The sequence below is a fragment of the Variovorax sp. R-27 genome, assembly GCF_049913215.1.
Lineage (GTDB): Bacteria > Pseudomonadota > Gammaproteobacteria > Burkholderiales > Burkholderiaceae_C > Variovorax.
The window spans coordinates 2,672,232-2,692,860 of sequence record NZ_CP183984.1 but is presented as its reverse complement, the minus strand read 5'-3'; the positions used below and the strand labels follow the sequence as shown (position 1 = coordinate 2,692,860).

Annotated in this window: 13 protein-coding genes; 6 read left to right on the top strand and 7 right to left on the bottom strand. The window is 64.1% G+C overall.

The window, feature by feature from the left end; translation table 11 throughout:
- Window positions 1-88 precede the first annotated feature (88 nt).
- Both alkB and ACN9MV_RS12460 read left to right on the top strand, forming a co-directional pair.
- Window positions 89-781, top strand: coding sequence for a DNA oxidative demethylase AlkB (gene alkB / locus ACN9MV_RS12465; RefSeq protein ID WP_426392464.1), 693 nt, complete (start codon window positions 89-91; stop codon window positions 779-781).
- Between the two features lie 5 nt (window positions 782-786).
- Window positions 787-2,619 carry an ABC transporter ATP-binding protein gene (locus ACN9MV_RS12460; RefSeq protein WP_426392463.1) on the top strand — a complete coding sequence of 611 codons (1,833 nt, stop codon included), beginning with the start codon at window positions 787-789 and terminating at the stop codon, window positions 2,617-2,619.
- A 119-nt stretch (window positions 2,620-2,738) separates the two neighbouring features.
- Here ACN9MV_RS12460 and ACN9MV_RS12455 read toward each other — a convergent pair whose 3' ends face one another.
- The 5 genes from ACN9MV_RS12455 to ACN9MV_RS12435 form a co-directional block, all read right to left on the bottom strand.
- Complete coding sequence (locus ACN9MV_RS12455) at window positions 2,739-3,464, bottom strand: hypothetical protein (protein ID WP_426392461.1); 726 nt, start codon at window positions 3,462-3,464, stop codon at window positions 2,739-2,741.
- A 293-nt stretch (window positions 3,465-3,757) separates the two neighbouring features.
- The gene (locus ACN9MV_RS12450; protein WP_426393162.1) at window positions 3,758-4,372 is read right to left on the bottom strand and encodes a CC0125/CC1285 family lipoprotein; all 615 of its coding nucleotides are present in this window, start codon (window positions 4,370-4,372) and stop codon (window positions 3,758-3,760) included.
- 7 nt (window positions 4,373-4,379) lie between these two features.
- Complete coding sequence (locus ACN9MV_RS12445) at window positions 4,380-6,113, bottom strand: ShlB/FhaC/HecB family hemolysin secretion/activation protein (RefSeq protein WP_426392460.1); 1,734 nt, start codon at window positions 6,111-6,113, stop codon at window positions 4,380-4,382.
- A 153-nt stretch (window positions 6,114-6,266) separates the two neighbouring features.
- A complete protein-coding gene (locus ACN9MV_RS12440; RefSeq protein ID WP_426392458.1) occupies window positions 6,267-6,671 on the bottom strand; it encodes a hypothetical protein in 405 nt (134 codons plus the stop codon).
- A complete protein-coding gene (locus ACN9MV_RS12435) occupies window positions 6,662-15,586 on the bottom strand; it encodes a filamentous hemagglutinin N-terminal domain-containing protein (protein WP_426392457.1) in 8,925 nt (2,974 codons plus the stop codon). Before ACN9MV_RS12435 ends, ACN9MV_RS12440 begins: the two co-directional genes overlap by 10 nt.
- Before the next feature lie 292 nt (window positions 15,587-15,878).
- Here ACN9MV_RS12435 and ACN9MV_RS12430 point away from each other — a divergent pair, with 292 nt between their 5' ends.
- Window positions 15,879-16,085, top strand: coding sequence for a hypothetical protein (locus ACN9MV_RS12430; RefSeq protein WP_177142348.1), 207 nt, complete (start codon window positions 15,879-15,881; stop codon window positions 16,083-16,085).
- A gap of 35 nt (window positions 16,086-16,120) precedes the next feature.
- On the opposite strand, the gene ACN9MV_RS12425 is transcribed toward ACN9MV_RS12430, so the two are convergent.
- Window positions 16,121-16,387: a hypothetical protein gene (locus ACN9MV_RS12425; protein ID WP_093052692.1), complete on the bottom strand. Its 267-nt coding sequence runs from the start codon at window positions 16,385-16,387 to the stop codon at window positions 16,121-16,123.
- 219 nt (window positions 16,388-16,606) lie between these two features.
- Here ACN9MV_RS12425 and ACN9MV_RS12420 point away from each other — a divergent pair, with 219 nt between their 5' ends.
- Complete coding sequence (locus tag ACN9MV_RS12420) at window positions 16,607-18,286, top strand: hypothetical protein (protein WP_426392456.1); 1,680 nt, start codon at window positions 16,607-16,609, stop codon at window positions 18,284-18,286.
- Window positions 18,287-18,298: 12 nt separating this feature from the next.
- Here ACN9MV_RS12420 and ACN9MV_RS12415 read toward each other — a convergent pair whose 3' ends face one another.
- Complete coding sequence (locus ACN9MV_RS12415; protein WP_093052698.1) at window positions 18,299-18,487, bottom strand: hypothetical protein; 189 nt, start codon at window positions 18,485-18,487, stop codon at window positions 18,299-18,301.
- Window positions 18,488-18,688: 201 nt separating this feature from the next.
- Between ACN9MV_RS12415 and ACN9MV_RS12410 the strand changes: the two genes are divergently transcribed.
- A complete protein-coding gene (locus ACN9MV_RS12410) occupies window positions 18,689-19,645 on the top strand; it encodes a S1C family serine protease (protein WP_093052701.1) in 957 nt (318 codons plus the stop codon).
- Window positions 19,646-19,708: 63 nt separating this feature from the next.
- The gene (kdsA, locus tag ACN9MV_RS12405) at window positions 19,709-20,554 is read left to right on the top strand and encodes a 3-deoxy-8-phosphooctulonate synthase (RefSeq protein WP_093052704.1); all 846 of its coding nucleotides are present in this window, start codon (window positions 19,709-19,711) and stop codon (window positions 20,552-20,554) included.
- Window positions 20,555-20,629 lie beyond the last annotated feature (75 nt).

The window sequence follows — 20,629 nt, the reverse complement described above, 5'->3', positions numbered from 1 at the left end:
AAGTGCAACACCGCCAAACGACATCACCCGAACATGGGAGCTCCGGCGAATTGGGGCCCAGGCGGCTTTTCGGCAAAGATCGAGGGGCATGAACTCAACGACGAGCTCCCGAAACTCCAGCAGCGGCGGATCCGCCACCCTCTCACTGTTCGACGACCCGCCGCGCGAGGCGCTTGAACGGCTCGGCCCCGGCGCCTTCGTGCTGCCCGGTTTCGCCCTGCCCTTCGTCGACGCGCTCCTGCCGGCCATCGAAGGGCTGGCGGAACGCGCGCCGTTCCGCCACCTCGTCACACCGGGCGGCTTCACCATGTCCGTCGCGCTGACCAACTGCGGGGCGCTCGGCTGGACCAGCGACCGGCGCGGCTACCGCTACAGCGCCACCGACCCCGATAGCGGCAAGCCCTGGCCCGCCATGCCCGAGCCGTTCACGCGACTGGCTCGCGAGGCAGCCTCGACGGCCGGCTTCGACGGCTTCGCACCCGATGCCTGCCTCGTCAACCGCTACGCGCCGGGCGCGCGGCTGTCGCTGCACCAGGACAAGGACGAGCACGACTACGGCGCGCCCATCGTCTCGGTGTCGCTCGGCATGCCCGCCGTCTTTCTGTTCGGCGGGCATGCGCGCGGCGACAAGACGGTGCGCGTACCGCTGGTGCACGGCGACGTCGTGGTCTGGGGCGGCGAAGACCGGCTGCGCTACCACGGCGTGCTGCCCCTGAAAGACGAGCCGCACCCTCTGCTGGGCGCGACGCGCATCAACCTCACATTCCGCAAGGCGGGCTGACACGCATGCAGGCCAGCGACAAGACGAACAAGAAGACCGGCCCCGGCAACGCCATCCGCGAGCTCTATGCCGCCCTGTGGCACTTTGCGGAAGGCGCGCGCGGACAGCTGCTGGCGGCCACTGCGCTGCTTGCAGCTTCGCAGCTGATCCGCCTCACGCTGCCGTACCTCGCGGGGCAGGCCATCAACGCACTGCAGCGCGGCGAGCTGAACACAGCCGGCCACTGGATCGCGGCACTGGTCGGGGTGGCCGTTGGCGCATGGGTGCTGCACGGCCCGGGCCGCATCCTGGAGCGCAACGTCGGCGTGAAGGTGCGCGAGACACTCGCCGACCAGCTGTACGCACGCATCGCAGCCGCACCTCTCGCCTGGCACGATGACCACCACTCCGGCGAGCTGCAACACCGCGTGCATCAAGCCGGCCGCGCGCTGTCGGACTTCGCGCAGAACCAGTTCATCTGGCTCACCAACGCCGTCAACTTCGTCGGGCCGCTGGTCGCGCTGGCGCTGCTGTCGCGCACCAGCGGCGTGACGGCCCTCGCGGGCTACGTGCTGATCGGCCTCGTCATCGTGCGCATCGACCGCGCACTGATGAAGCTCGCGCGCGCCGAGAACGATGCCGATCGGCGCTATGTGGCTGTGCTGCTCGACTTCCTGGGCAATGCCTCGACCGTGATCGGCCTGCGCCTGCAGGGTGCTTCAAGGCTGCTGCTGCGGCGACGCATGGCCGCGATCTCGCTGCCGCTGAAGCGCACCGTGGTCCTCAACGAAGGCAAGTGGTTCGCCGTCGACCTCATGGGGCTGGCGCTGACCTGGGGGCTGGTGGTCATCTATGTGTGGCAGGCGCGCGCGCCCGGACAGGCCGTGATGCTGGGCGCGGTGTTCATGATTTATCAATACGCGCAGCAGGCCGCCGGCGTCGTGACTTCGGTCGCAGCCAACTTCAGCTTCTTCGCGCGCATGCACACGGACTACAGCAGCGCCGAGCCGATCTGGCAGGCGCCATCGGGCAACGAAGCGATGGCCACGCCGCCCGAGCAGGTGCCCGAGCGAGAGCGGATAGAGGCCGATGCGCCATGGCGGCATTTGAGCATCCAGGCGCTGCAATGGCGCTATGCGCCACGCGGCGCTTCGGCCGAAGAAGAACCCGGGGTTGCCGAACCCGTGCGCAGCGGCCTGCACGACGTGGCGCTGACACTGCGCCGCGGCGAACGCATCGCACTGGTCGGCCCGAGCGGAGGCGGCAAGAGCACCCTGCTGCGCGTGCTGGCGGGGCTCTATCCGCCCGACAGCGGCACGCTGCTGCTCGACGGTCAGCCCGTCGATTGGGCACAACTGCGCCGGCTCGCCACGCTGATCCCGCAGGAGACAGAACTGTTCGAAGCCAGCGTGCGCGAGAACCTCGCCTTCGGCCAACCGCGCGACGACGCGCTGCTGCAGGTCGCGCTGCACACAAGCACTTTTGACGAAGTGCTGAAGGCGAACCACGGCGACCTCGACACCGCCGTGTCGGAGCGGGGCTTCAATCTTTCAGGCGGGCAGAGACAGCGGCTGTGTCTTGCGCGCGGCGTGCTTGCGGCGCAAGGCAGCTCACTGCTGCTGCTCGACGAGCCGACCAGTGCGCTTGATGCCAGCACAGAAGCCCGCGTGCTCGGGCGCATTGCCGATGCGTTTCCGGATGCCTGCCTGATCGCGTCGGTCCACCGGCTGAGTTTGCTCGAGCGGTTCGACACTGTGGTGCTGATGGAGGCTGGGCATGTGCTTGACCATGGGCCGTGCGAGGAGGTGCTGGCGAGGCAGCCGCTGTTGCGGCGGATGACGACGGGCAGTACCTACTAAACAGGACACCCTTCATGCGTACAGAGCAAGAGCATGCGGCAATGGCGTTGGCCCTGCCGGATTCAGACAGAGGCGCATCGCCGTCTTTTTAGATCGGCTGTCTTCGATCCGTGAGAACGCTATTCCTGCTTTGGGAAATCGTTGCTCATCACCCGCCCGACGGTGGAGAACAGTTCCTGGCGCAGGCCCTCATATGCTGCCTTGTTTTCCTTCAGCACGGTGTCATAGGAGAAATAGCTGGGACTGCCCCGATTTGACGTGATGGAGTTCCACGTGATGGGCTGCAGCTTCTCGTCGCGCAGTGCGTACTCCACGGAAATGACGGGCCGGAAGTCCGATGTCAAACTCGGCGCTCCATAGCCGGCAGTGATGCGCAGCAGCATCACCTCATAGCCTGGGGTGGCCGTCAGACCGGCGAGTTCCATCTTGCGCGCAGCGCCGGTGGCGCGCTCGCTTGGTGTGAGCTTGACCTCGCGACCCGTTGCACGCATGGCTTCGGCCAGGCGTTCGGCGTATTCCCGGTGGAGCATCAGTTCGCCCTGGCCATCCTCTACCGCCTGGTGAAAGCGTTTGCTGCGGCTCGCGACCTGGTTGATCGAGTTGCTGCGGCTGGCAGCGTCCGCACCAATCGCCACCAGCACCCCCACTGGTCCGAACAAGCCGCCGAGCCCGACCGTCGGCGTGGCACCAGTATCCAGAACCACCAGTTCGGACTTGGCGTTGTAGACGATCTCTACCCGGGGATGCGACAGTGGTTCCGGTTCTTCATTGGTCGCCTGCTTGGGCCGGCCAGCGCACGCGACGAGCATGACTGCGATGGCGCAGATGGAAATGATGCGTTTCATTGAGTTCCCATAAGGTTCTGAAATTGTCTGAGGCCGATTGGCGACTTCTCAGGTGTGTGGTCGTCTGCTCCAGGCAACCGCGATCGTTTGCCCGGTCACTGGAACTCGAAGCACTGATCCTTCACCACTTGGTACTTGCCTCAGTGGAAGTTGCATATGCGGGCGACTTCCGCGCCGGCCTTGCTCTTGGGCAAGCGGCCACTAGTGATCTTCACGACCTTCTCGCATTGCTTGGACAACGAGCACTCGACGACCTGACGCGCGTCGACTTCACCACATATCGCATGCGGAAATCATGTGGAGCTCATGCGCACAATGCGCGGCCCGAGCTTGTTGAGCACTTCGCGCGTCATGAACGCCTTGTCATCAAGCGATGCCGGAAGTTCTCGAAGCATTTGCACGCGCAGGATGGTGAGCTTGGAGACCTGTTTCTCGTCTGCGTCCCGCTGCGCTTGGCCTGGCGGGGTGATGTAGATCGGAACAGGGATGTACCTCGTTCCAGCGACCTTTTGCAGGGTTGCCGCATGGGCACCGTCCTCACGGTTTACCGCTAGCCTGCCGAGAGGCAACTCGGGGAACGAGTCGGACCATGAAAAGACTTCGGTACCGTCCAGAATGGAGCGATCCACTTCACCTTGGACGATCCTGAAAGCGGGCGCACCGTGTTCCTCTGCAAGCTCTGCCGCGCGATAGAAGGCGAACGCCCTGGCGGTCCGTGAGGCCGTTGCCGGTGATCCATAGAAGTCGATCCGGTAGATGTCTCCTTCGATGTGCATGGTGCTGTATCCATACGTGCCATCGCCTGGAGGGGCGGCGCGGTAAGGCGTTGGCGGCAGGCTGCTACATCCCGGCAGCAGGATGCCTCCAGCAACAACTACAGCGAACAAAGGTCTAGTTGAAAAAATCATCGGCATATCAGAAGCTTGCGTTGAGATTGAAGCCCAGCGTGACCTTCGCAGTGCGATAGCCCTCGGGCTTGCTGATCGGCGCACCGACGAAGAAGTCGTAGCTCAGCTTGCTCCATTGGCCGCGCAGACCGAAGACTGCGCCGGCAAGGCTGCGGCCAAGAAGGTCAACCGTCGAACGTCCGCCCACATGGCCGTAGTCCATGCCTGTGTAGAGTTCCGCCCCACTCTGCCCCATTGCCCAGCCGATGTCGTTACGGATGAGCCAGCCGCGCTCACCCAGCAGACTCGTCTCGCCATCGAAGCCGCGCACCGTGTAGCGCCCGCCGATGGCGAAGCGGTCTTGCGGCGTCAACGGCGTGCGGTTCCACTGGGCGCGGATCAGGCCGGAGTAGCGCATCTTCTGCTCGCCGAGCTTGAATGGCGCGTTGAGGCTGATATCGGCCGTGTAGAGCTTCAGGCGCGAGGTACCCTCACCGAACTCTTCTTCCGGCGCAGCGCGTGAGCCGAAGCCGCCGGTGCCGCGCTTGTAGGCCAGCGTGCCTTCGAGCGTCGCCTCGCCGATGAACTCCTTGTGGTTCAGGCTGAGCTCCCAGCCACCGACCACGCGGTGCTGCACCTCGACTTCGGTGTCGTCCACGAAGTTGCGCGACTCGCGGCGCCAGCCCTTGACCGCCACCGTCGTCTTGCGGCTCTGGTCGCGGTAGAGCAGGCGCGAGAGCTTGACCTCGGCGTTGTTTGACTTGCCGGCGTAGACGTAGTCCTGGTTCAGGCCGGCCACGCTCTGGTGGTACTGGCTGTTGGAGGCGGTGAAGCCCAGGAGCCAGTAGCCGTAAGGCAGCGAGTAGTGGACGGTCTGGCCTTCGGTGCCCTTGGCCGGGTCGCTGAAGACGTGGTTGTTGATGTTGTGGTTGGCGCTGACGTAGAACAGATCGTTCAGGCCGAAGGGGTTGTCCAGGGACAGGGTGGCGCCGGCCTGGTAGCGGCCTGTGGCTTCGGTGCCGCTGTCGTCGAGGCTCAAGGTGACGCGCCACTTCTTGGATTGGACGTACTTGACCACGAGGTCGCTGTCGCCGGGCTTGGCGTTGGGTGCCGTCGAGGGCTCGATCTGGATGTCGGCTTCGGCCGTGGGGGCGCGCTTGAGGTTCTCCAGGCCCTGCTCGATGTCGCGCAGGTTCAGGAGGTCGCCTGGGCGCGCGGGAATGGCCGTGGCCAGCAAAGCGGAACTGCCGAGCAGCGTGGATGAAGAATCAGGTGTCGTCCGAATGGCCGCGATGCGGCCGGGCACCAGCGAAAGCGTCAATGTGCCGGCAGAGAGATCCTGCGGCGCAGCCAGCACACGGGTGGTGACGTAACCGCGCGCAATGACAGCCTGCTGCGCACGCGCGAGGACTACGTTGACGCCAGCCGTGCCGAGGCAGCGGCCAGCGGGTGAATCATCGCCCTCGGGGCCTGACAGATCCGCAACGGCCCATTGGAAGGATTCGGACTGCTCACCGACCAACAGCACGCGGTCAATGCGAAAGCACGGGGACTCGGATTCGGGGATGCGTTGAGCCGGCACGGGCGGCGCTGCCTGCGGACGCTGGTCAACGGTGCGCTCGTTCTGCTCGCGCAGGGCGCGCTCGCGCTCTTGTTGGCGCTGCTGCTCGACGAAGGGCTGGGGTGTGGTCGGAACTTGCGCCAAGGCAAGCAGGGGGCTGGCCAGGATAGTGACCAAGGGTACTCGCGAGATCACTGTCATTCTTTCTCAGAATTTTCTAATTGCAGCGCAATATTGCTTTACTTCAAATCTGCCACTTCATCTTTCAATCACCTTTCGTATTCACGAACAACGTGATCAAAATTTCATGCAAAGTGCTATTCCTGCTCCGGCAAGATCTTCGCACCGGAAAAATCAATTACCCGTATATTTTTGCAAGCCATATCTTTGGACAAGTTTCATTGCTCCTTCTCTACGTGCATCATTGCCTTCGCTTTGCTTCATTAATTCCATGCAAAGCCCCCTCGCAAATTCATCGTATGAATACAAACCCGCCTCACCAGGATTAAACAGCAAATCACTAATTACAACAAAATCAATCGGCGCATTTTTAATACCATTGCCGTGCGGTAAAAAATAAAACTCTACTTCGTCTTCGTAACTCAACCCTCGATGTGCATAAAGAAGATCAAGGCTTGGCGTCATCGCCGGCATATCCAATCTATCAAGATTGCTTTGAACAATTCCTGCCAGTGCATAGCTCAGCAGTTCATTTAGTTTTTCTTCATTACACGCAAATCTAAATTTATTCAAGGCCATGATGCTGCTCCTACTGGATAAGAAGTTTTGACATCCGGAATTCCACCGGCACCGGGACCGATACCCACTTTCCACTGAAGCCCTCCGACATTAACAACGATGGTCGACGGCCCAGTGGCACCTGACGTCACGTACTTATTAATTGCTGACTGGCTGGCAGATTGCGCCATTCTTATCATATCTGCTTGAGGATAAATGGCAGGATCAAAGACGGTCTTTGTTGCAATATTTTTTCCAGGCAATTGATACTGAACTTCATATATGCCATCAGTTCCTGCAACCTTGGTTGAACGCACGACAGTACCGCCGTTAGCATCCAATGCAGCATTAAAGGCACTCCGGTCGTGCGTCCCATACAGATTCTTCCCCGACCCCGAGTACGCATTTACACCTTCGTCTATCAAGTGCGTATCCAATGATGAGTTGCCGGTACGCACAGTGCCCGCAGCGTTCGGGATAGTGCTTGCCGGCGGGGTGTAGCCATCGAAGCCAATTCCCGATGAGCCGACAGGGCGCGGGCCGCTTCCTGCGACAGGATCTGGTAGCAGAATCTCAGGAACTGAGGTCTTTGGCGGAAGACTCGGCGAGGTCGGCAGCGCATTGCCTGCCGCGTCGGTCGCAGTCGCATTGCCATATTTCACCCCTGCACTGCTGTAGGGACTGTTGGCTGTGCCGTCCACAGGAGTCGGCAGCTTGAGCGTTGCTTCGCGCTGTGCAAGGATTCGCGCCGCTTCGGCTTCCGCTTCAATCTTGCTCACTGCCCTGGCGGCTAACGCGCCGCCCGCGATGCTTGAGCCGCCCAAGGCTTCGGCTCCAATCAGATCAGTCACCACCAATCCGGCCTGATTCGCGCAAAGCCTCGGATTCGCACTGCAAGCCGCAATCGACATCCTTGCGGCAGCAGCGATGGCAGGCAGGCTGCTGAACAAATAAGCTGCAACAGGACCGCCCACCAATGCCAGCCCCAGCCCGGCAGCCATCTTGGCGGATTCGATGTCGCATTGCTTCCGGTCCAACTGGCACATCATCTGTGCCACCACCGACTTGCCGACCTGCTCGCGATAGGCCGGCTGATTCGCCATCTTCAAGCCCAGTTGCTGCAGGTCGAAGGCACCCATGTAGCCCTCCGGCAACTGCTTGCTCTTCACAAGCGTGTCCCGGTAGTCCCGTCCCTCCTTCACCTCCTTGATGAGGGCATCGCAGTTTCCGACCTTGTCACATATCGCAAGCTCGGCATCTTGTTTCTTGCTGAGATCAGCGTACTTGGCGCGCGTATCTATCTCGCACTTGGGCGTCGTGCAGGCCGCCAGTTCCTTGGCGAAGGAGGCCCATTGATCGTGGTTCAGGTAGTTGTTCGCCGCCGCGTTGCTGCCCGCGCTCATGGCGATGCTGAGCTGGCGCTCATCGCCGCCTGCGATGGCTACGGCGAGAGTCGCCATCAAGCCAGCCATCTGGACCGTGTTGTCTGTTCGCCCCGCCATTTCCGCGGTCAGTTCGCCCACAACGGCACCCAGGGCGCCGGGAGCGCAGCCGCTGCTGCTGTTCGCACGGCCCGCACCCACCGCACACCCCGCGATGGCATGCGCGATCTTATTGATCACGCCATTGAACTGCGCGTCCGGACCCTGCGTCAGATCGCCGATGGCATTGGCCCCTTGAGCCGCCACGGTGTTCCACAGGGCATTGGTCAGACTGTGGCTCAATTCGTCTTCGAGGCTGGTCCCATTGATCGCGCTGCGCACCACCGCGCTGGCCGCACCGTCGATGAGCTGGCGTTGCAACTGATCCGTGAACTTCGCCGAGCCATTGGTCGCGTTGGCAATGTTCTCCGGCATCACATTGCTCAGTCCTTGCAGCACACCTGCCGTCACCATGGCCGTGGCGATGCTTTTGACGCCCTGGCTGCTGCCCAACTCGTCGAGCACCTTGCCGATGTCACCATCATTGTTGATGAAGGCCACCGTGGCTTGGGTGGCCAGGGCTGTGATGCCGGCCTGCACTGCGGCACTCACGCCCGCGGAGATGGTGAGGCCGGTGCCGGTGAGGAAAGCGCCCCCGCCCGCAAGCGCCACGCCTTCGCCTGCCGCCACCCCCACCGTGCCGCCGACGGCATTCCCTGCCTGGCCAGCCACGGGACCGGCCACCATCCCCACCACAACGCTGACTACGATGGCCGCCACCGGTCCCATGCTGGTCTGGCTCTGGGCCCACTTCTTGTGCTCTTCCTGCACCCGTTGCCACTCAACGCTGTTCGCGAAGGCCGGATCGTTTGCCAGTTGATTCACCCAGGCCATACCAGGCTGTTGCGCTAGGACCGCGAGACTGTCGTTCTGCCCCAGTTGCGCCGTCACCCCGCCGCTCGCCTGGACGTTCAGGTTCTGGACGTTGAACAGGTTGTATTGGCTGGTCTCGTCCTTGTGGCCCGCGCTCTTGGCCGAGACCCAGGCTCCGTCGCCATCGGTTTCCGAGCCGCTGAAGGCACTGGTCGTCTTCTGTGTGAGCAGATTGAGCTTGCCGCCGGCGTCAATGCCCAGAGTTTCCGCGTTTGCCTCGATGGCGCTGAGCGTCATGTCTCCGCCGCTGCGCATCTGGATGTCCTTGCCTGTGAGCGTGGTGCGCGCCAGTGAGGTCTCCTGGCTGTCGGCGTTCGAGCTGGAGTGACTCAGGCCATCCTTCTGCGCATCCGTCGTTGTGGCCGAAGCGGAGTTCTCGCCCGCACTCAAGGTGATCTTGTCGCCCGCGATGAGCTTGAGCGTCTCGCCCGCGTTCACTGTGACAGCAACACCCGTGAGGTTGCGGCCGGCATCGATACTCACATTGCCTGCGCCGCTGATCGTGGTCCCAATCTCTTTGCTCGTCTCGTCCTTGCGCGTGTTGTCGGAGCTCCAGCGGATATCGTCCGTGCGGCCCGTCGTCACGGTGCCTATGTTCACGTCGCGTCCCGCAGCGACACTTGCATCGCCCGCGCTCTTGATCTCGGCGCCGATCAGGTTGGCATCGCGCATCGCCGCGACGTTGAGACTTCCTCCCGGGTTCGTGACGTACAGCCCCGCCACACGGTCCAGTGTCGTGGCGCTGAGGTTCACGCCGCTGTCGGCGCCTGAGCGCGCCAGCGGACCTGCGTCGCTCTTCGAGTCGCGGGTGGTCGTCACCACATTGATGTCGCGCCCTGCGATGGCCGTCAGGCTCTTGCTGGCATCGACCACCGCGCCGATGACGTTGATGTCGGTTCGGGCCTTGAGGGTGACGTCCTCGCCGGTGATGCGACCCGCGAGATTGTTGATGTTGTCCGCCGAGAGCGAGACCGCATGGCGCCCGGCAATCGTGCCTCCCGCGTTCGTGAGGTCGCCGGAGAAGCGCATGCCCACGCTGCCGCCTGAGAGCAAAGCGCCGGAGCCGTCGATGTCGCCCGGCTTCACGCGCACATAGACCTGCGGCACTAGCACGCGCTGCGTGCTGCCGTCGGGCAGGGTCACCGTCTGCTCCACCAGCCAGACGATATCGCTTGTCAGTTGCGCCATCTGCGCGGCCGTCAGTGCCACCCCCACACGCAGGCCGTACTGCTGCGCGAAGGCCGCACCAGCATTCATGAGGGCCGTGTACTGGGCGTCGTCGCTGGTGAACCCATCCAGGTAGCGGTAGCCGGTCAACTGGGCCACCTGCTCCCGGATCAGGCGTTCCTCGTAGAAGCCGTCACCCAGGCGCTTGAGCGTGGTATTCGGATCGAGCCCGAGGTTGTTCAGCAGGTAGTCGCTGGACAGCCAATTGCGGTAGTTCGCGAAGCGGGGATCGGTTTCGATCAGATAGCGGCTCGAAGGGGCGGCCAGCGTCCTGAACAGGCTCGCGCTGGGAATCGCGACGTTCGGTACGCTGGTGCGCACGACAGTGGCGCCAGCGACGCCCGCAGTTCCACCGGGGCCACTGTTCGAGGGCACCTGGACGATGGGATTGACGACAGCGCTGCCGGAAACACCGCCAGCCGCTTGGGTCCCGGCCCCGGTCTGCCCCAGCGACAAGGACCCGGTACCCGGATTGCCCACGGCGACAGCCACATTGCCTTCCTGGCGCGCCGCGGCCAGTGTGACCGTGGAGTTGGTCGTCAGGTTGTACGGCGCGATCTGGTAGACCCGCTCATCATCTCCGGAGTGTGCCTCGACGTAGCTGTGCATCACCGTGCCGGTCTGCACCGTGGGGGCGTCGACGGTCAGCCCCTTGTTGACGATGGTGCCGCCGGTGACAGTCAGGGCGCCACCGGCCAGGATCTGGCTCATGTCGTTGACGCCGCTGCCCACTGCGATGTTCATCGCGCCACCCGCGATGATCTTGCCCGGCGCGGAGCTTTGCAGCACCGGCGTGGACGGGGTGACGGTGTAGACGTAGGCGTCGTAGGTCGATGCGAAGCGTGGCGGCTTGTAATCCGAGACCGATGCCGGAGTGCCCGTCATCGTGTAGATGAAGGCCAGCGTGGCCTTGTCCAGGGCTGCATGAGCCTGACGGTAGTCCTGCCATTGGTCGTACTCGGCTTGGGTGACCGGGTGGTCGAAGGGAACCCACTGGTCGTGGTTGGTTTCATCGAGGACCATCACCCCCGCCTGGCCCACGGTCATGTCCGGATACTTCCTGCCGATGAAGTCCATGGGCAAGTCCACGCCGGGCGCTGTGACCCCGAAGGTGGCCCAGATCGGATCAGTGCGCGAATACCAGGCACCGGGGATGTTCACCGCGTGGCAGACGCTGTCCTGGCCGTTGGTGCACTCCTGGATGCTCCGATCCTGACTACTGGCAGGGCTTTGAAGGTAATAGGCGCGAAAGCGATTCAGTGGATAGTCCGGCGAGGGAATCAGCAACCGCGCATAGGGGTCGCTGCCGGCCGTCAGAGGGTTGGCTGCGCTCGCGGCATGCCAACTGTTCCATCCAGTCTCTGGAAACTGGATGAGACCTCCGAAGCCGATGAGCACTTCGTCGGCTTTGTAGCGTGTGCTGCTGCCAGGGAGCGTGTACTCGACAACGCTCTGGGGCGTGCCTGGCTGCAAGGCCCAGGTGACACCGCCGTTGGTGTTGTTCAGCTGGGCCGTCTTGATGTCGACGTTGCCGGTCGCCTCGATGGTGGCAGCGCGGTTGTTGATGCTGAAGGCCACGCCGGTGGCTTGGCCTGCAGTGTTGAGCCCACCGCCAATGAAGAGGTCTCCATCGCTGAAGATGAGCGCGCCGTCCTGGTTGTTGACAGTGCCTGCGCCGATGTCTAGGCGCTGACGCGCCGCAATGGTCGCGGCACTGGTGGTGCCGTTGACGGTCTCGGCGAGGTTGTTGAGCGTGTCGGCGCCGATGGAAACGTGATCGCCGTAGATGCGGCCGGTGCCGATGTTGGTCAGCGTGCCTGCGTCGATGCGCGTCACCACGCCGTCGATCACACCCCGGTTGGTCACCGTATTCGTGGCAGTCAAACGAGTGGTTGTGCCCTGAATGTCACCCGTCGCGGTGTTGTCAATGTTTGTGGCCGAGAGCGACAGATCCTTGCCGGCGGCGATCCGTCCGCTGTTGGAGATATTGCCGCTGGTGGCGATGCTCAGGTCGCGGTTGGCGATGGACTCGCTTCCCGACGCCATTACAACGTCCTGCGTCAAGGCGAGGTACATGTTGCCTTGAGAGAGCAACTTGCCGCTGCTAGTGAGCGACGCCGCATCCACGATGAGCGTATTGCCGGCCAGCAGAGTGCCCGCGTTGACTACGTTCAAGGACTTCGCAGTCGCCGTACCCGCATTGGGATCGGCGAGGGTCAGCGTGTCGCCTGCGGAGATCAGCCCGCCGGGGCCGTTCTCGATACGGCCAGTGCCGGTCAAGATAGTGTTTACGCTGGCACGAATGGCGCCCGACGCGTTGTTGACGGCGGTCGCCGTGATGGCAACGTTCTGGCCTTCGATGCCTTGATCGGTGCCGGAGGTGGCAGTGTTGTCGAGGCTTCCGGCGCTCAGCGTGGTCGTCTTCGTCGAACGGATCAGGCCGGCCGTATTGGAGAGGTTGCCGGCATTGATGCCGAGGTCATCCACCGCCAGCGTCTGCCCGCTGCGGTTGTCGTAGGTGGCGCCGTGGGTGTCGATAGCTACTGTTGATTGACCCAGCACCAAGCCGGCATTGCCATTGACGAACTCTCCGATGTTGGCGGTCAAGGCGTTCTTTGAGCCGATGAAGCCTGCGCCGTTGTCCACACGGCCGTAGGAGCCGCCTGCGGTACCTGTGGCGATGTGCAGGGTGTCGGCGCTAAAGATGCCGCCCTGGGCGTTTGTGTAGGCTGCAGCATTCGTGTTGACCAGAGCTCCGCCGTGCGTGTCGACGGTCATCGCACCGCCGGACTGGATCAAGCCCGCGTCGTTCTTGAGCACGCCTGAGTTCACGTCGACGGTACTGCCTGCGGTCAGGGTTCCGCGTGTGTTGTCCAGCGTGCCGCTGTGTGTGTCGATGGCAAGGCTGCTGCCGCTGGCCTTGCCGCCGGTGTTCGTCAGGCCGCTGCTCGCAAGGACAACCGCCCCCGAAGCCAACAGACTGCCCGACGTGTTGTCGGTCGCGTCGGTGGTCGTGACGCGAAGGTCTCCCGCCACAGCGGCAATTGCTCCGGAGGCGTTGTCGAGGCTGGCGGCATTGACCGTGGTCCCGCCGTTGGAGCCCAGCGTCCCCTCGCGATTCGACAGCGCTCCCGCAGCCATGGCGCTCAGCGTGCCGGGCGTGGTCACTGTGGCTCTGTTGGTGTTGGCATCACCCTGCGTAGCTGCGATGGCAACGGTGGCGCCACTGGTCTTGCTGGACGAGAGATCGACGCTTGCGCCTTGGAGCGTCGCATTGCCTGCCGCCAGGTTGGTGCCGTTGGCGGCCAGCGCGCCGGTGGAGGTGACGCGTAGGTCGCCAGTGCTGCCCAGTGTGCCGTCGCTCTGGATACCTGCTCCCAACACGCCTGCCGTGCCGCTTTTGACACTCGCAGCCGCGATGGTTGTATTGCGTCCTGACGTGATGTTGCCGTCGTTGACGAGTGCGCCGGTGGAGGTCACGCTGACATCGTTCGCGCCGCGTAACGTGCCGGCGTTTGTAAGCATGCCCGCCTGGATCCCAAGGTCGGTGGCCGCGTTGATGGAGCCACCGCCGCCATTGGCAAGTTGACCTGTCACCGCGAGCTGCACGCCGGATTGCGCCGACTGAATGCTGCCCTGCGTGTTCTCCAGCGAGCCGGTACTGAGTACGAGGCCCTGGTTGGAAGCAAGGGTACCGGAAGTGTTGACGGTGCCCCCGGCCACGCTGGCCGTGAGCGCCCCTGCGGCCGAGATGTTGCCGCGCAGGTTGTTTGCCGAACCACCGACCGTGAGATTGGCACTGCTGTCGCTGGTCAGCACGCCGTTCTGGTTGTTCAGGTCACCGGAGGTGGTGATGTCCAGGCTGCCGCTGCGCAGCGTTCCGGACGAGTTGTCGAAAGTGCCGAGGTTGGCCGTGAAGGCCCCGGACACATTGATGGTCCCGCCCTGGTTGGAGAAGCTCGGCTGACTGAGCGCCAGACTCGCCACGCTCAGGGTTCCGCCGTTGTTGAGCAAGTTCGCGGTCTGCAGGGTGATCGGGCCACCTGCGTACACTTTGCCGCCATCGTTGTGGATCACGCCTGCTGCGGTGATGCTGCCCGGTTCAATCGGTGCGGCAGCAGGTGTTGAAGTGCCTGCGGTTGTCGTACTGCCGGTCGATGTCGTGGTGCCGGTTGAGCCGCTTGAGGTGGTGCCTGCGGTGGTACCTGTACTGGTGCTGCCGCCGTCACTGCCCCCTGTCGGAGTGGGCACAGGCTCGCTGCCGATCCACCCATCATGGGTGTTGCTGACCGTGGGGGCCGCAAGCGCGAGCGACGCCATGCTGGTCTGGCGGATCGTCCCCTGGTTGACGATGTCGCTGCCGGTGCTGGCAAGCTGCACGCTCTGGCCCTCCAGCGTGCCGGTATTCTCCAGGCGACCGGACGCCGTGACGACCAGATTGCCGGCGCTCGCGCCGATGCTCCCGGCGTTGCGCACACCCAGTCCAGCCTCTGTCCCAATCAGCGAAATCTTGTTCGCATACATGCCACCCAACGCCGCAACGTCGAGCGCAAAGGTCGGAGCAGCACCAGTGCCTGATGTCGGCGTGACCTGGCTGTGATCGGCGCTGATCTCGTTCGCACCAGTCACCACCTTCAGCTCACTCGCCCAGATACCAGCATTGACCTGCACAGCACGCGCCAGGATGGCCGCGTAGTCGGTCTTGCTCGCATCAAGCCCCGCACCATCGATGGTGACGGTGCCGCCGCGCACGAGGAAGCTATCAAGCCCCCCGATCGCATTGAACTGCGGCGTCCCCGTGGTGAGCGTAGCCCGCGAGGCGTTGATGAAGCCACCGCCGTCCACGCTGATGCCGGCCGGGTTCGCAATGATCACTTCGGCGCGCTGGCCACCCACTTCGATGTACCCGCGAAGCTGGCTCGGCGAGCCGCCGTTGATTTCGTTCAGGATGATGCGCGCCGGCCCCGTTGCGAGGTAAGGATTGCCTTGAACGAACCCGCCCAGTTGGGTCTGCACGTTCACCCGGCTGTTGTTCAGGATCGCGCCGTTCGCGCCCACATTGAACTGGTTGTAGACGTTGCGCGAAACGCCTGCGGCCGAAGGAGTCTGGATGTTGACCAGCGGCACGCCGTTGGGCGCCGTCAGCACCGTCGGGCGAAGATTGCCTGGCACATTGGGCGCGCCGACGATCTGTGCGTGGGCCGACGCTGCCATCATGACGCCGGCGATGGCCATGACGCCCGCTGCGGTCGTCGCCTTGCTCGCACCCTTGCCGGTACTGGCGGCCGTTTCCTGGACCACCATACGCATACCTCTGGCCGCATTGAAAACAACGCGGTGCAAGTGCCGATTCATGTTTAGCGCTCCCTCAAATCTTTGTTAATCCGCAACACATTTGTGTCCAGACACGCGTTGCAGGGGCGCGATTATGGGATAGCGTTACATCTCAGCAAGGCATTTAGTCACGCTTTGTAAGATTACGTCGAAGGTTTTTCGGGCGATGTAATGCATATGAATTACTTGGCTGCGCCGCCACCGGATGCCGGTGAAATTGCGCCCGGATGCCCGGCGCTTGCCCCGCCTTCGCGCAGCAGCCGTCGCCGCCGACCTACAGACAAGACTCTCCCGCCGCGCCATGGTGAAACCCATGACACACCCCATCGAACTCACCATTGAAGAACCGCTGCCGGGCGCCTTTGTCTGGCAGTTGCTCGAAACCGACGACAAGGGCACGCACCCGCGCGTGCTGCGCAAGGCGTATGACGCTGTGGAGAGCTATGAACTGGCGCTCTCGGCCGGCCAGCGTGCGCTGCAAAGCGAGATTCGTCACCGCGCGCCTGTCGGGCACGGTTGATTGAATCGCTCACGGCGCCTTCAAGCCTTGGCGGCTCAGGCGTGCAGTGCGAAGTCGTCGATCGTGAGCGTGATGGACCGATGCGGCTCGGCTTGGTAGCGCGCGACGGCCACGGGCTCTATGACGTGAAAGTGCTGCCTGCATGTCTCCAGCAGGCTGTCGCCGACTTCGCGCGCGCCGAATTCGTCGTGCAGGGTTTCCTCGGAAATCTGCGCGACGACACGGGGGCCGCCGGGGCCTTCGGGGTAGAAGGCAAATCGCACGCTCGCGGTGTCGAAGCAATAAATGCCTTCGAAATTCATCTCTCTTGTCTCCTTGTGAAGCGGCGGCGATTGGACGCGCATGCAGCAACGGCAAAGAGTAGAAAAATTCGCATGCGCGTGCAGGAAATGTCCTACAGACAACAAGGAGAGAACTTGTATCCGGAAACGGCTTCGGCTTCCATTGCGCAGCGCCGATCCGGCGAAGATCGCAGCTTCCAGATTTCCTGTACCCGGAGCCTTTCCGGAGCACCCGATTCGATGACCGAAACGATCACGCGCCCTGCCCGGCTCCGCCGCCGCGCAGCCGCATCCGGCCTCGCTGCCGCACTGCTTTTGTTGGGAGCATGCAGCGGCCCCACGGAAGCCCAGCGCCTGGCAACCGCCAGCACGCCGCCGCCCACCGACTGCACCGCCTGGGTCGGCACCGACCGCAACGCCATGATGAGCGGCTACCTGCTGCCGCAGGACCAGAAGAACAGCAAGGGCACCAAGGTCTGCGTGCCGGTGCTGATGACGGCCAACCCCACGCCTTCCGGCTATGCGGGCGGCGACTATCACATCGCCGAGTTCACCGACGACAAGCTCAAGGCCCGTTGGCGCACCTGCAAGGAAGACCCGGCGTGCTTCAAGCGCATCGACGCGCAGATGCAGCGCTGGCTGCCGCCCAACAAGGAGCGCGCCACGCGATCGACGGGCGTGGTCGACCCCTCCGGCAAGATCGATCCTGACGGCCAGGTCGACCTGAAGCAGATCCGCAGGCCCGCCTTCTTCGCCAAGGCGCCGTACCGCGAAGGCATCGCCGGGGCCGACGCCCGCACCTACGTGGTCGAGTTCACCGCGCCGCGCGACACCTTCGAGCGCATCGACCTGAAGATGACCGGCGACATCAAGCTGCGCGGCTGGTACATCGAAGGCGCGGGTGTGGACGGCGGCAAGGGCAAGAAAGTGCGCGCGCTGGTCATCATGGCGCCGGGCGGCGGCGGGCAACTTACGGCCATCCAGCACCCCGACGAGGCGTCGTACCGCATCGACGAGAAGACCGGCAAGACCATTCCCATCAACTTTCCCAACGCGACCACCGAGACCATGGGCCAGCGCTGGTGGCGCGAGAACCTGTATGCGCTCAACCAGGCCGGCTTCGACGTGCTGGCCTACGACCGGCGCGGCGAAGGCTTGTCGGGCGGTTTCAGCGACACCAACACGCTGGAGCAAGGCGAAGACGTGTTCCGCGCGCTCACGGCGCTGGAAACCGGACGCGGGCTGCGCATCCTCACGCCCCAGGGCGAAGTGCTCGAAGGCGAAGCCACCCGGGGCAAGCTGCTCGCGGGCATGCCATCGAGCGAGATCCCGCTGGTGCTCGGCGGCTATTCGCGCGGCTCGATGTCCACCGCCTGGGCCATGACGAGAAACTACGTGGCCCAGTGCAGCTTCGACATGCCCGAGCCCAACTGCACGCCGCCCAAGGGCCTGCGGAACATTCGCGGTGCGATATTGCTGTCGTCGTTCGCCAGCGGCGCGGGCTATGTGGGCGACTCGCCCGACCTGGCCGACCGCAACCTGTTCCTGGGCGGCATGGCGGCCGATCACCACATCGTGTTCTATCCGAACTCCTCCACGCTCGCGGGCATGGACCGCTGGCCCGCCGCCTTCTTCGGCAAGGGCCTGTGGGACCGCGCGGAAACGCTCGAAGGCACCGTGGCCGCCTACAACCGCATCCGCGGCTTGAAAGAGATCGTGCTGGCGCGCGGGCCGCACTCGATCGAGACCTGGCCCGCATCCGACCAGGCCTATCTGCGCGAGCGCATGGTGGTGTTCGCGAAGTCGCTGATCGTCGGCGGGCGCACCATCCCGGGCGCGCGGCCGTGGAAGGACTTCAAGTCGCTGGTGGCGACCACGCCCGACTCGTGGGAACCGTCGTCGCGACCGAAGGCGCCCTGAGCGACGAGGCGATCAGTACTTGCGCGGGTTGTCCGGCCGGCGGTCATAGCGATCGGGCACGCCGTCGCCATCGCTGTCGCGGTTGCGTTCATAGCGGTCAGGAATGCCGTTGTGGTCGCGGTCACGATTGCGGCGGTGGTTGTCGTGGCCGCAGCCGGCCGCAAGGCTGGCGACTGCAAGCAGAAGAATGAGGTGCTTCAAGCTGTGTTCCCCGTGCTGTCGGTGTAGTTCTTGGGAGCCCCAGTGTCCGGGCGGCTGCTGAAGAATCGCTGAGCCTCTGCTGAAGGCTTCATGAACGCCGGGCACTGAAACGATGGCCCTGCCGGCTTCCCGTGCCCGGGTTGAAAACCTCCGGCATGCCGCCATTTCCTCTGGGATCTGGCGACTGAAAAGAGGTGCTCCATGGGCGCGCGCGACGAATTCATTCTTGACTCCTACTCGGCCACCGTCACGCAGGTGGCGCACACCGCCAGCGCGGCGGTCGCCCACATCAAGGTCCGAAAGCAGGCACAGCGCGGCGGCGCGGGCGGCCAGGGCAGCGGCTCCGGCTTCCTGTTCACGCCCGACGGCTTCACGCTCACCAATGCCCACGTGGTCGAGGGCGCGAGCGAGCTGCGCGCCGCATTCGCAGACGGCACCGAAAGCGTCGCGCGCCTGGTCGGGCTGGACGCCTCGACCGATATCGCGGTGCTGCGCATCGAGTCGCACCCGCGCACCTTCCTGCCTCTGGGCAGTTCCGCCGCCCTGCAACCCGGCCAGCTGGCCGTGGCGGTCGGCAACCCGCTGGGATTCGACTTCACCGTGACCGCCGGCATCGTGAGCGCGCTGGGCCGCAGCCTGCCCGCGCGGGGCGGCCGGATGATCGAGGACGTGATCCAGACCGACGTGGCCCTCAACCCCGGCAACTCGGGCGGCCCGCTGCTGGACAGCGCGGCGCAGGTCATCGGCGTGAACACGGCGGTGATCCCTTCGGCGCAAGGCCTGAGCTTCGCGGTGGCCATCGACACCGCGCGCTGGGTGGCCGGAGAGCTGATGCGTCATGGCGCGGTGCGCCGCGGCAAGCTGGGCGTGCAATGCGCGGCCGTGGCATTGCCCAGGCGTTGGGTGCGCGAGAACGAATGGCCCGTGGCCACCGGGGTGCGCGTGGTCGAGGTGGTGGCCGGCTCGGCCGCCGCGCGCGACGGGCTACGCAGCGGCGACATCCTCATTGGCTGCGACGGAGTGCCGCTGGCCCAGCTGTCCGACCTGCTCAAGCGGCTGGCGGGCGAAGGGTATGGACGCCCGTTGCTGCTCAAGCTGCTGCGGCCCGTGGCCGGGACTCTGACGCCCTTTTACCTGACGGTAACGCCCGCAGGCTGACCCCCTCCTGCCGGCGCAACGACAATAGGCGCCTGCAGTGAAGCACCTGTCCAGGAGAAAACCTTGTCCACCGTCACCATCACCCCTCAAGTCAACGCCAGCAACGAAGCCCCCTTCGTCCTCTTCGGCGGCGTCAACGTTCTCGAATCGAAGGACCTGGCCCTGCGCAGCGCCGAGGAGTACGTGCGCGTCACGCAGAAACTGGGCATTCCCTACGTCTTCAAGGGCAGCTTCGACAAGGCCAACCGCTCCTCCATCCACTCCTACCGCGGTCCCGGCCTGGACGAAGGCCTGAAGATCCTGCAGGCCGTGAAAGACGCCTTCGGCGTGCCCGTGCTGACCGACGTGCACGAAACCGCGCAGGCGGCCCCGGTCGCGGAAGTGGTCGACGTGCTCCAGCTGCCCGCCTTTCTCGCGCGCCAGACCGACCTCGTCGTGGCGCTGGCCAAGACGGGCCGCATCATCAACATCAAGAAGCCGCAGTTCCTCAGCCCCTCGCAGATGCTCAACATCGTCGAGAAGTTCAAGGAAGCCGGCAACGACAAGCTCATCCTGTGCGACCGCGGCACCTGCTTCGGCTACGACAACCTCGTGGTCGACATGCTGGGCTTCGGCGTCATGAAGAAGGTCACGCAGAACCTGCCCATCATCTTCGACGTGACCCATGCGCTGCAGCAGCGCGAAGCCGGCGCTGCCGCATCGGGCGGCCGCCGCGAGCAGGTGGCCGACCTGGCGCGCGCCGGCATGGCCGTCGGCTTGGCCGGCCTCTTCCTCGAAGCCCACCCTGATCCGGCGCAGGCCAAGTGCGACGGCCCGAGCGCACTGCCGCTGGACAAGCTGGAACCGTTCCTGACGCAGATCAAGGCGCTGGACGATCTGGTCAAGTCGTTCGCGCCCCTGAAGATCTGAAGCAGGGGCCCGAGGGCCCGGCGCGGCTCCATCTGTGGGCCATTTACTAAAGTTTTCATTTGGACTGCCGATATC